Consider the following 12,519-nt stretch of genomic DNA (forward strand, 5'->3'; position numbering starts at 1 on the left):
AGACACCAACATATCAAACCGTCCGCTTCGATAATCGCAAAAGTGCGTATTCTAAAAGCGGACATTTTTACTTTGGAGAAACCGGACATTTCTACTTTGGGCTTACAATTGCATTTAGTATAAGGTGTATTATGTTAATTTTAGAAAATATTTAGAATAAAGAATTATTTAATTTAAGTTTTAGCACCTACTTTCTAATCTTCATATAGAATTTGAAATATTATTTAATTATTTTTGGGGGAGAAAATGGGTAACACGAAAAGTAAAGGGGAAAAAAATAAGGCTGCACCAATTAAACAAAAGACTTATACCTTTGTTGCATTTAACATTAGACTTCACCCGCATGATAAACCTAATACGTATCAAAACTTTTTTAATTTTTTACAATCATCTAATTTGTTCAGAAAAACTGGCTATAAATACAATGTAATTGGCATTAACGAGCAGATTTACCAACCCTTTAAAGATAATGAAAATGCTTTTATTGGAAGCTTTATTCGTTATACAGAAATATTTGATGCTAAATGGTACAACACTCAGAAAAAAGATGTTGAAGATGAAGATATAAGTTCATTAATCAAAGTACCAACTCATTTAAAATTAGATGGTACAACCTTCGATTTTATATTCTTAACGAAACCACACATTTTAATTGTGCAAATTGATAATGATGATACTGGAACAACTTCTAATACATTAGAAAAATATTTTAGATCAATTTTTGACAATGCTGATTTTAAAGATAAGTTTAAATCTGGAGAAATTACCGCACTTACTCATTCTGAAGGAATAAAAGCTCTTCTTAACAATCCTCGCCTTAAGTCAATTGAATATATAATACGAAGACCTAATAGTGATCTTTTCGGAACTTCAATTGAAAAAGATGTCTTAGACGATATGGAAGAAAGCTGTTCAGATGAATATAGATTTGGAATGAATGCCCAACCAGGAAAATTTCTAAACTTGAACTCTAAAACCAAAGCTATAGGCGAAATTGCAGCAGAAAATGGGGAGGTCAATGCACAAGTTTTAAATGAAAATTTAACAAAATTTCAACCTATTAGTACAAAGGATCTACCAATTCAAGAGCCTATTAAACTACCTATAGATATAGATAAGAACTCAAAATGGAAAGCAATTCTCACGAAATTTAAACCCAAAATTCGATTACTCAACCAATAAGGTCGAAGTATGTTCGCTTTATTAAAAAAATATTGGGCTAGTTATGGTGGATGGAAAGCAATTTTAGCTTCTCCTTTTACATGGCTATCTCTAGGTATAACATATCTTTCTCATACCTTTTGGTCTGTAGATAAATGGATTGATACGCCTATAAGCATCTTACCCAATTTACTAGGTTTTAATTTAGCAAGTTATTCAATATGGTTGGCATTTGGAAATCAAAAGTTAAATAGAATTTTATCCAAAGTTAAAGAAGGGAATGCTTATTCTAAGTACATGGAGATAAACACTTCTTTTATCCATTTTATATTGGTACAGATCATCTGTTTGATATTATCCATATCGGCGAAAACAATTGATTTTAAAAGATATTTTTATTTTTCAGATTTAGCTTGTCTAAATAATGCTGTGCAAGGTTTTGAGTACGCTACTGTAGTATTAAATGGTTTTATATTCTTCCTATTCTTTTATTCTATATTTTGTATGTTTGCAGCTATTCTCGGTTTTGTAGGTATTTCATCTGGATTAGATGCTATCTATCGTCAAGAGTATGTGAACGTTAAAAATCATCAACATAAAGAAAAAGAAAAAGAAGTGCTAGAAAATATAACAAATGCCAAAATAATAGAAAAACTAGATCAAGAGTTAGAATTACTTAGGATTCAAAATGACAAGGCTCATATAGAATTAGAGAATCTTAGAAATAGAGAGAAAAAAAGTAGTTTGCTTGATCGTATCAAAAATTTGATAAGTTAAAATCCCATAAGAGCACTTGCCGCTCGAATCCGCCTTTAACATAAAATCTCTTATTCGTAATTTTAAAAACTGGAATTTTCTACCAATTTACCTTCTATTTAACATAAGGGTGCTTATACGAAGTACACTTGAATATTTATATAAAAATCAATAGCTTAATATTTTCGCTATAACTAGGAAATCAGCAAAAAACCGTTTTTTGAAACAAGTTGGCTTTTTTGTGAGCGGCTTTAATATGTTTTGCCAATCAAAAAAGGTCATTTTTATTAAAAGTTAAGTTGACCAAAGTTTGAATAATATCTCCCTCCAACTCATCCCAATCCCCAAACTCAGGCTCTATCAACAAAGTCTGCGACACAAAACCATAACACACCCGTTGCACATTTAAACTCATCTGCTTGAGCTGTTCAGTATCTTCAATAAAAGGTAACAAAATGCTTTGCCACATCTGCACCATCATCTCATAACTTTTACGATAACTTTCAATATTCGACACTTGCCGTTCCAGTAAAAAGGTCTGCGCCCATAAAAACTGCTGTGCCTGAATCTGCTCAAGCTGAAAGTGAATCACTTGCTTTAAGTACTCATCCAGAGCCAAATTTGTGGATAACTGGATCAGGCTGTGTGCATAAGTTTTTAAGTCCTCGGCATTGTTTTTTACGTGTCTATGAATAGTCAGTGCAATCAAATCTTCCTTTTTAGAAAAATATTCATAGAAGGTGCCGAGGCCGACACCGGCCAAATCGGTAATTTCACGAATGGTAATGTCATGTGCAGCGCGTTCATGCAAAAGCCGAACAAAACTATCCTGCAAGGCTTCCTGCGTCAGCTTGGCTCTGGACTGGCGCGGCTTACGCCGTACTTGAATCTGTGGATTTTTCATAAAAAGTTTGATCCAACAAAGCCGAACATCCCGTGGCTATTTTTTCTCTATACTGGAATGAAAAGCCCAGAACAACAAGCAGGAAATATAGACGATGAATACATCGAATCAGACATGGATGACCCATCAAATCAGCAACCAGTTTGATGAACTGCAAGATTACAATTTATTTTCATCAGATACAGTTTTACATGAAATATTGAAGCGTTATGGCAGCCATGATCAAGCAACCTTGTGTGATATGGGCAAAGTGGTGGGATCAGCTGAATATTATCAATATGCCGATTTAGCCAATCAACACACGCCTATTCTACATGCCTTTGATGCCCGTGGTCGCCGTAAAGATGATATCGAGTTTCATCCTGCCTGGCACAAATGGATGGCTTTAAACCGCAGGTTTGACAGCCATGCTCATCCATTTAATCATGCAGAATCATCTTCCAAATGGGTGGACTGGGCAGCACGTTTTTACTTAAGCGGACAGGTCGAGTGTGGCAGTCTGTGTCCAACCTCGATGACACTTGGCAGTATTCCCCTGATTCAGCGTGAACCTGAACTGTGGGCCAAAATCGGCGATAAATTGCTATCCACTGAATATGATGAGCGTGATCTGCCGATTGCCCAGAAAGCATCAATCTGGCTCGGTATGGGCATGACCGAAAAGCAGGGCGGTTCCGATGTGCGTGCCAATGAAACCCTGGCTGTTCCTGTCACCGAGTCAGGTCGTGGAAAGGCCTATTTGCTGACTGGTCATAAATGGTTTTTCTCAGCCCCGATGTGTGATGCGCATTTGGTGGTGGCTAAAACCGAGCAGGATGGCTTGGCCTGTTTCTTTGTGCCGCGTTGGTTAGAGGATGGCACGAAAAACAATATTCATGTGCAGCGCCTCAAAGAGAAAGTCGGCAATCGAAGCAACTCCAGTTCGGAAGTCGAGTTTCAGGATGCCTGGGGTATTATGATGGGAGAGGTGGGACGCGGCATTCCGACCATTATTGAAATGGCGAATTACACCCGTCTGACCTGCTCTGTGGGCAGTACAGCGATGCTGCGTCAGGCCTTGGTGCAATGTATTGCCTATACCCGTCAGCGCAAAGCTTTTGGTAAACATTTAGCTGAACAACCCCTGATGCAAGCAGTACTCGCAGATTTAGCCCTGGAAACCGAAGCGGCGATGCAACTCAGTTTCCATTTGGCACATTGCTATGAATCTGACGATGCTTTGTCTCTGGCATGGAAAAGAATCATGACGCCCGCCTCCAAGTTCTGGATCTGCAAGCGTGCAGTCGAATTGACTGGCGAGATGATGGAAGTGTTTGGCGGCAATGGTTATGTCGATAACGGCATCATGGCGCGTATTTTTAAAGAAGCCCCGGTGAATACCATTTGGGAAGGTTCTGGCAATGTCATGTGTCTGGATGTGCTGCGCGCTATTGGTCGTGAACCTGAATCTATCGAGGTTCTGTTTAAAGATCTGGCATCCATAGCGATGCAAGATGAAACCTTGAAAAATGAATTACAAAGCCTGTTTAAACTGTTGCAGCAATCACCCGAAGAGTTGCAGTTTATGGGGCGCAGTCTGGTCAGCCGTCTAGTGATTTTGGCGCAAGCAGTTTTATTAAAACGTTATGCGCCGGATTACGTGTCCGCTGCTTTTATCGAAACGCGTTATAGCGAATTTCATGGTCGTGTGGTGGGTATGATTGCAGCGAAGCAGGTGGATGTAGAGCGGGTGCTGGAGCGGGCGTTGGCTGTGTAAATTGCCCTCTTTCTAGCCTTCGCTTGTACTCCACTTTTTAATTATTCAGTGTTAAAAGCACCTCTCCCTTGTAGCCGTGCTATTCATCTTCTGGAATGAGAGGGAATTCACAATCGAAATTCTCCCTCCCTATGGGAGGGAGCTAGAGGGAGGGAGAATTAAATGTTAAGAATCTCTCCTTTGCGTACTCAAAATATATTGTGAATTTTTTAAATGAGGAAAATTCTTTAATAAATTTATTTTTTATTGTGATGAGTAAGGAAAGTTGTCTTACTGCCACTTACATAAAAAATGTTAAAACTGGAAAATTTATATTCATTTAAGAAAACTTATTTAACATGTCATTTATAAATTTTTGATTTTCAGTATCTGTATGTATCAAAAAATTAAACAATGGGCCAAGACCATTAAAAAAGATGTTCTGGTGGTTTGGCTGGTGGCTAAAGACCAGCGCACACCTGTCTGGATCAAAATACTGGCACTGATGATTGCGGCCTATGCGCTATCGCCGATTGATCTGATTCCCGATTTTATTCCAGTGCTGTGCTATCTGGATGATCTTATTATTGTGCCCTTGGGGCTGTTATTGGTGATTAAGCTGACGCCACAAGAAATTATAGAGGATTGCAGGATTCGTGCCTCGCTATTGGCAGAACGGCCGGTAAACCGTTGGGCGGCAGGTGTGATTATTTTAATCTGGCTGCTCTTTCTGGGCTATTTGACCATGCATTTTTTTAATATGCCGAAATTCTAATACTGAGTTGGGTTAAGTACTTAAAATTAATATTAAGTGTATGAAATAAATGGTTTTTTAATAATTTTATCTAATTTAATAAATAGCTTGAATTCTGTACAAAAAAGCGTAATATCGGCTTGCTATCCCATCCGGATGGTAAATGAAAACAGGTGAGTAAAATGGCAAAGAAAAAAGCACTGCCAGAAGTAGTGATTCACAACTTTGTGGCAAAACACATGCATGAGGTCAACAAAAGCCAGGTCTTTGTAGACCGAAAGAAAAATGCAAAACGTGGCTATGACAAGCACAAAAAAGGGAGATACTCAGATGATTATCTCCCTTTTTATTTCACCGTATTTTCTTACATCTAAATAGAATTAAGCACCCACAATACGGGTAGCAGATTTCACCATATCGCCCAGACCATGGGTCTTGAAGTAATATTCCATCCAGCTTTTCACCATCAGTGGATTACTCATTTTTAATACACGTTCCAGTTGTTCCTGTGCATCGCTCATCGGCACATGACAAATGGCCTTACGCACCCGCAAAATATTGCTTGAACTCATCGACAGGGTATTAAAGCCCATCGCCATTAGCAGCACAGCCGCCAATGGGTCGCCAGCCATTTCTCCACAAATGCTCACCGGTTTGTCATATTTATGACATTCCTGAACCAAACGGCTTAAAGCGCGTAAGACGGCAGGGTGGAAGTGGGAGTAGACATTGGCAACCCGAGGATTATTACGGTCTACAGCAAGTAAATACTGGGTCAAGTCATTTGAACCGACCGAGAAGAAATCCACCAGCTCAGAAAATTCTTCAATCTGTAACAGTACGCTCGGTACTTCAACCATAATGCCAATTTTGGGCTTGGTAATTTTAACCTGTTCTTCTTCCTGCACTGCGGTCCAGTCACGGTCCAGCAGATAGAGGGCTTCTTCCACTTCACTGACACTGGTGATCATGGGCAGCAAAATGTGCAGGTTATTCAGACCAATACTGGCTTTCAGCATGGCACGAATCTGGGAAGAGAAAATTTCAGGATGATCCAAGGTAAAACGGATGCCGCGCCAGCCCAGCGCCGAGTTTTCCTCTTCAATCGAGAAATACGGTAAATCTTTATCTGCACCAATGTCGAGGGTACGCATCACCACAGGTTTATTGGCAAAGTGGCTGAGTTGCTGGCGGTAAATGGCACGCTGCTCTTCTTCACCAGGGAAGCGATCACGTAGCATGAACGGAATTTCAGAGCGGTATAAACCTACGCCTTTGGCACCACGCTGTACGCCGCGAACGACATCAATCATTAAACCGGTATTCACATACAGTTTGACTGCAACACCATCAGGCGTAATAGCGTCTTTGGTTTCGTATTGTTTTAAGTCTTTCGCCAGCTGTTCTTCTTCTTTCTGGATTTCTTTATAGCGTGTACGTAAACGGCGCGGCGGATTGATAAACACCCGTCCCTGATGGGCATCGACAATCATCTCGACATCATCCAGGGTATTGATTGGCAGTTCAGTCACACCGACCACGGTTGGAATGCCCAGTGCACGTGCCACAATCACCATATGTGAGTTCATGGCACCTTCGGTGGTGACAATTGCGGCAATTTTATCCACCGGTAATTCAACCAGTGCCGCGGTTGAAATGTCTTCCCCGATCAGAATGCTTTCATCGGTCAGTTCACGATGGCTGGCATCGGCTTCCTGTAAAAAGGCCAGAATGCGGCGACCGAGATCTTTCAGGTCGGACACACGTTCGCGTAAATAGTCATCTTCCATTTGTGCGAACAGGGCAATGTGATTATCAATGACAATACGGACCGCACCCTGTGCCCAGTTACCATCGCGGATTTCAGCCTTAATTTCAGCAGGCAAGGAGTTTTCATCCAGCATGCGCAAGAACACGCTAAATAAAGCCCGTTCTTCAGCCATTAAGGCATCCTGCATTTTTTCATCCAGTGCCTGAATTTCCTGACGCACTGCATTTAATGCGGCATCCAGAAGTTTCAGTTCTTCACTGATGTCATCTGCTTCACGATCAGGTACAGCCGCCAGATCTGCAGGCGGGTAGAGAATTACCGCACGCCCTAAAGCAATCCCGCCTGAACCGGAAACGCCCTGAAAGGTTTTATAAGCAGGCAGATTGCTTGGCTTGCGGAACACATCGATATTGCCGACGGCATGGGCATGAGCAATCACACCGGACAGCTGGGCACACAGGGTGACCAGGAACGATTCCGCTGCTTCGCTAAAATCTTGCGGTTCCTTATTTTGCACTACCAATACGCCCATAACCTTACGGCGGTACATCACCGGAACACCCAGGAAGGAATTATAAATTTCCTCTCCGGTTTCAGGCAGGTACATAAAGCGTTCGTGCTTCGGTGCATTATCCAGATTGACGATTTCTTCGCGTTGTCCCACCAGTCCCACCAGACCTTCGCTGGTATGTAAGGAAACATGCCCCACAGCTTCAGGATTTAACCCTTTAGATGCCATGAGCAGATAACGCTGGTTACGCTCATCGAGTAGATAAATGGAGCAGACATCCACGTGCATGGCTTCAGCAACCTGATTGACCATGATGTCGAGTGACTCATGCAAACTGGTGGACGCATTGATTTCTTGCACAATGCGTCTTAAGGTGTCCAGTTGCATATTCGACATAAAATCTGCTCCAAAATAAGTTTAAAACTGTTTTTATTTATAACAACATGCTACTAAAAAATCTGCATTTTCATACGATTTTTTCGAGCTAGAGCGAGGGTAACTGCTGACACAGTTCCACCATCGCCCTTCGGTATACATCGCGTTTAAAATTCACGACCTGACCTAATGGGTACCAGTAACTTACCCATTGCCACTGGTCAAACTCTGGTGGGTCTGACAGGTCCAGCTGAATATGCTTTGCTGGCGCTGTCAGCCTGAGTAAAAACCACTTCTGTTTTTGACCAATACACACCGGGTCTGAATCCGGGCGTATATATCTTTGCGGCAAACGATAACGCAGCCAACCTTTTGTTTGCGCTACAATTTGAACATGTTCGGGCAATAAGCCAACTTCTTCTCTCAGCTCACGATAAAGTGCCTGTTCGGGGGATTCTCCAAACTGGATTCCTCCTTGCGGAAATTGCCAAGCATTGTGTCCAATGCGTTTTGCCCATAAAACTTGTCCAATGTCGTTTGCCAAAATGATCCCGACATTCGGTCGGAAACCTTCTGAGTCGATCATTTGGCTACCTAAATCTTCTGTAATGTATGGCTTTTTGTTCGGGGATTGTTATTTCTATATCCATCTCGAAAAAAAGCACAGCTTAAATGTTAAAAATTGCTATGATCTTAACGAATTTCTATCGACTAGCGGAGATAGATTTACAATTTTTTTCTTAAATTTCAGTTTTTACGAGTATTTTCATGAAATTGGCTTTATTTGACCTCGACCACACCTTATTAAATACCGATTCAGATTATTCATGGGGTGAGTTTTTAGTAAACGAGGGTTTAGTCGATCCAATCCGACACCGTCAAATGAATGACAAGTTTTATGAAGACTATAAAGCAGGGCAACTTGACCCGATTGCCTATAACGAATTCGTCTTTGAATTTTTAACCCAGCATGATAATGATTATTTGACTGAATTACATGAATTATTCATGAAAAAGGTCATTCGTCCACAAATGCGCCCAGAAGGTTTTGCTGCCATTCAAAAACACCGTGATGCAGGACACGAGCTGGTCGGGATTACCGCAACCTCCGATTTTATTACGGCACCGATTTTTCACGAGTTTGGTATTACTGAAATTATTGCCACCAATGCAGAAGTGGTGGATGGCAAATATACCGGTAAAGTCATCAATACTGCATGTTATCAAAAGGGTAAATTGATCCGTCTGGAACAATGGCTGCAAGGGCGGGATATTGATGAGTCATGGGCCTATTCGGATTCATTCAATGACCGTTTCTTGCTGGAATATGCCGATCATGCCATTGTGGTCAATCCGGATGAGCGTTTGGAGGCTTTGGCCAAAGCGCAAAACTGGGAAATTCAGGACTGGTCAATTTAGGCAATTTGTTTTGATGGAGGGGAGAGCTGTATGGAATATGGTTATTCTCTCTGCTTTAAAAGTTAAAAATAAAAAAGGATTGCACCGAAATCCTTGCATGTTTGTAGATAGTGTCTACCGATCTACTAAACCGGATGGAATGTTTTATATCGACTAAGGGTCGATAAAATAAGCCTTACTATGATTATGCCTTTACCGTATAGTAGACTGAAAGCAAAAGGGTAAAAAATAAAATTTATAGTTTGAAATTGAAGAAGAACGGGAGAGAAGAATGAGCCAAACACGTCCAAGAATGACCAATCTTTTTGAGCAGTTAGGGTTAGATTCCAGTGAAGAGGCGATAGCCCTGTTTATTGCCACGCATCAGCTCAATGCCCAGACCAAAATTACCGAAGCGGAATATTGGACTGAAGCACAGCGCCAGTTTTTAGCAGAAAAAATTAAATCCGATGGTTCATGGGCCATTATTGTTGACCAGTTAAATGAATCCTTACATGAAGATTCAGTGATTCAATAAAGATCAAAGTCAATCAAATGATTTAATGCCAGTCAGTTAAGAAATTGGCTGGCATTTTTGATTTTTAATTCTTGATACGCGAAAACGTCATTCGCAACTGTTTGAGGCATGAGGTGCATTGTACCGCAAGATTAAAAAGTTACTGTTTTTGTGATAGATGTACTACTCGGTGGTAGTTGGCGAGTTTTGCGAATGACAGATGCTTTTGGTTCTTTTGGCTAAAAAAAGAACAAATTAGCTCCAGGTATTTAATTTAAAAAGATAAGACTCCGCTGTGAATAACTTAAAGCTAAGGCATTTATAGTAAAATATCTTAACTGATCAATATTGAATCAGTAGATTATTTTTTTCGAGACAAAGATTTTATTTCACCCGTTTCCATAAGGTCACTTGGGACAGGCTATGTTGATATTTACGTACGGTTTCACGAATCACAAACGCCACATCCTGAGGTTCATCGAGCATTTCAAAATGTGCTTTTAAAAGTTCAGTCATACCCTGTAGCGTATTCAAGTTTTCCCCATCTTTCTTAAAGCCCCCGAGCCATTCACTAGGTGCAGTATGTTCCTCTAGCCAGGTATAGGGGGAGGCCAGCATTAAAATTCCGCCCATGGCTAAACGCTGATGGATTTCGGCTAAGAAATCTTTGGGATGATGTAAGCGGTCAATCAAATTCGCAGCTAGAATAAAATTGTAATCGCTAAAATGCGGTTTTAAATTGCAGGCATCGGCCTGGAAAAAATCGACCCGATCCGCATGGGCATCCAGCCCCAGTTCTTTTAAGTTACAGGCTTTATATTCGACTAGTTCACCTTCAATTGGCAGGGTATAACGTAGCGTTTCACCTTGTGCCAGCTGTACCGCCTGCTGAATAAAGCGCGCGGAAAAGTCCAGTCCTGTGACCTGATCAAAATAAGCTGCCAGTTCAAAGCTGGCCCGACCTGTGGCACAACCGATATCCAGTGCCTTCTCTGTCACAATATTCTTTAAATAAGGTTGTGCAAGGTTAATCAGGCTTTGGGCGAAATTGGGCACGTTAAAATATTCTGCACCGTACTGAAATTCCAGATATTGCGAGATCATCTGGTCAGTTTCATACTGCGATTGAAACTGTTGAAGTTTTTGGGAGGCAGCGACATAGCGGAATCCGGCATGCTGGAAAAAATGTCGGCGAAAAGCATAACGAGAGCTGTGCAAAGCCTCATTGCCGGCAGAAATCCAGGAACCTCCTTTGATTAGATTGTGTTGCCCGTCAAAGGTTGGGGTGCTGAAATCATCATAGATCGGATGCACCTGAAAACCGTCAAAAGGGTAAATTGGGGTTTCAGTCCATTGCCAGACATTGCCCTGAATATCAAAAAAATCACCCTGCTGAAAATGATTGACCGGGCAGGGACTGCTGCCATATTTCAGTTCGATGTTGGCCTGTTCTGGACTGGGCAGGTCAGAATCCAACCCGGCCACATCATACAGCCGATACCACTCATCTTCTGTTGGCAAGCGAATACTTTGACCGGTTTTTTCGGCTTTCCAGTTGCAGAAAGCTTTGGCTTCAAGATAATTCACTTCTACCGGCCAGTCCCAGGGCATGGAAATTTCTTCCAGCATCAGCCGCAGTGACCAGCCTGAAGGGGTTTTTCGCCAAAAGCTGGGGTGCGTGGCTTGAGAGAATTTCAGCCAGGCCTGTCCTTCTGCTGTCCAGTAGCGGTCAGTTGTATAACCGCCATCTTCCACAAAACTGAAGAATTCCTGATTGGAAACCAGATATTGTGAAGCCTGAAAAGTGGGAATATCCGCCTGATGCCGGCCATATTCATTGTCCCAGCCATAAAAGCTACTCTCGAAAGTCTTGTGCAGACTTATTTGTCCTGCAGGCACAGCAAGCAGGACATTTTCTGGAGCAACTCCAGTCATAACCTTGGCACGCCATTGTGGAAGATTGTAGACATAGTCCAGCCGCTGCTGGCGAATCAGGACTGATGAGGTTTCAAGATGAATCCGTTCATGTTCAATACCCATGAGGATCGACCACCATGGATGATTCCAGTTCAAGGGTAACGTCAGAGGGGCATGCTCAATCAGATTCAGTACCAGTGCTCGTACCTGAGCACGATAAGCCCGTACTTTTTCTACACTCGGCCAGTCATAATGCTGGTCATTCAGGTCGTCCCAGCTCATTTCATCGACCCCGACAGCAAAAATGCTTTCCAGCTGTGGGTTCAAACGTGTACTAATCAGTTTGCTGAGCAGCAGTTTATTGATAAAAAAGGTTGCCGTATGACCAAAATAAAAAATCAGCGGATGACGTAAAGAAATGGGCTTAAGGTAATAGGCTGCATCATTTCTTAGACAGTCAAAGAGAAGTTCATAGCTATCAAAAGTATTGAGGAAATAATCATGCAAGCTACGCCGTGCCGTGGCTTCATCAGCAAAGTTTAAATCCGGCGTAGGCAGCAAAGAAATTTTAGCGCTTTGCCATATATGTGGAGCATCGATATCGGCTTTGACTGGGTTGGTTTTAGATTGGGTTGTTTCGGGTGAATTTGTTGTAGATATTGTTGGTGATGAATCCCTCAGCATAGCCCCATACTCCTTCGAATTCTTTTGCACATTTAA

The 12,519-nt window shown here is 41.6% G+C and carries 11 protein-coding genes; 7 read left to right on the forward strand and 4 right to left on the reverse strand.

Annotated elements, in window-relative coordinates; translation table 11 throughout:
- Positions 1-246 precede the first annotated feature (246 nt).
- Together GTU69_RS06420 and GTU69_RS06425 are read left to right on the forward strand one after the other, a co-directional pair.
- On the forward strand, positions 247-1,182 hold the full coding sequence (locus GTU69_RS06420) for a DUF4747 family protein (protein ID WP_166169113.1): 936 nt from the start codon (positions 247-249) through the stop codon (positions 1,180-1,182).
- 9 nt (positions 1,183-1,191) lie between these two features.
- Positions 1,192-1,938: a hypothetical protein gene (locus GTU69_RS06425; RefSeq protein ID WP_166169115.1), complete on the forward strand. Its 747-nt coding sequence runs from the start codon at positions 1,192-1,194 to the stop codon at positions 1,936-1,938.
- 247 nt (positions 1,939-2,185) lie between these two features.
- Here GTU69_RS06425 and GTU69_RS06430 read toward each other — a convergent pair whose 3' ends face one another.
- Complete coding sequence (locus GTU69_RS06430) at positions 2,186-2,821, reverse strand: TetR/AcrR family transcriptional regulator (protein WP_166169117.1); 636 nt, start codon at positions 2,819-2,821, stop codon at positions 2,186-2,188.
- Between the two features lie 94 nt (positions 2,822-2,915).
- On the opposite strand from GTU69_RS06430, the gene GTU69_RS06435 reads away from it, so the two are divergent.
- From GTU69_RS06435 to GTU69_RS06445, 3 genes are all read left to right on the forward strand, one after another.
- Positions 2,916-4,577 carry an acyl-CoA dehydrogenase family protein gene (locus GTU69_RS06435; protein WP_166169119.1) on the forward strand — a complete coding sequence of 554 codons (1,662 nt, stop codon included), beginning with the start codon at positions 2,916-2,918 and terminating at the stop codon, positions 4,575-4,577.
- Positions 4,578-4,950: 373 nt separating this feature from the next.
- On the forward strand, positions 4,951-5,331 hold the full coding sequence (locus GTU69_RS06440; protein ID WP_166169121.1) for a YkvA family protein: 381 nt from the start codon (positions 4,951-4,953) through the stop codon (positions 5,329-5,331).
- A 161-nt stretch (positions 5,332-5,492) separates the two neighbouring features.
- The gene (locus GTU69_RS06445) at positions 5,493-5,684 is read left to right on the forward strand and encodes a hypothetical protein (RefSeq protein ID WP_166169123.1); all 192 of its coding nucleotides are present in this window, start codon (positions 5,493-5,495) and stop codon (positions 5,682-5,684) included.
- 6 nt (positions 5,685-5,690) lie between these two features.
- Here GTU69_RS06445 and ptsP read toward each other — a convergent pair whose 3' ends face one another.
- Together ptsP and GTU69_RS06455 are read right to left on the reverse strand one after the other, a co-directional pair.
- Entirely contained in the window at positions 5,691-7,988 is a 2,298-nt protein-coding gene (gene ptsP / locus GTU69_RS06450; protein ID WP_166169125.1) for a phosphoenolpyruvate--protein phosphotransferase, read from the reverse strand.
- An 88-nt stretch (positions 7,989-8,076) separates the two neighbouring features.
- Entirely contained in the window at positions 8,077-8,553 is a 477-nt protein-coding gene (locus GTU69_RS06455; RefSeq protein ID WP_086195300.1) for an RNA pyrophosphohydrolase, read from the reverse strand.
- Positions 8,554-8,735: 182 nt separating this feature from the next.
- Between GTU69_RS06455 and GTU69_RS06460 the strand changes: the two genes are divergently transcribed.
- On the forward strand, positions 8,736-9,386 hold the full coding sequence (locus GTU69_RS06460; RefSeq protein WP_086195301.1) for an HAD family hydrolase: 651 nt from the start codon (positions 8,736-8,738) through the stop codon (positions 9,384-9,386).
- 271 nt (positions 9,387-9,657) lie between these two features.
- Positions 9,658-9,903, forward strand: coding sequence for a DUF2789 domain-containing protein (locus GTU69_RS06465; RefSeq protein WP_086195302.1), 246 nt, complete (start codon positions 9,658-9,660; stop codon positions 9,901-9,903).
- A gap of 363 nt (positions 9,904-10,266) precedes the next feature.
- On the opposite strand, the gene ovoA is transcribed toward GTU69_RS06465, so the two are convergent.
- Complete coding sequence (ovoA, locus tag GTU69_RS06470) at positions 10,267-12,483, reverse strand: 5-histidylcysteine sulfoxide synthase (protein ID WP_166169127.1); 2,217 nt, start codon at positions 12,481-12,483, stop codon at positions 10,267-10,269.
- Positions 12,484-12,519 lie beyond the last annotated feature (36 nt).

Origin of the sequence: Acinetobacter sp. SA01, assembly GCF_011319235.1 — a bacterium.
GTDB lineage: Bacteria > Pseudomonadota > Gammaproteobacteria > Pseudomonadales > Moraxellaceae > Acinetobacter.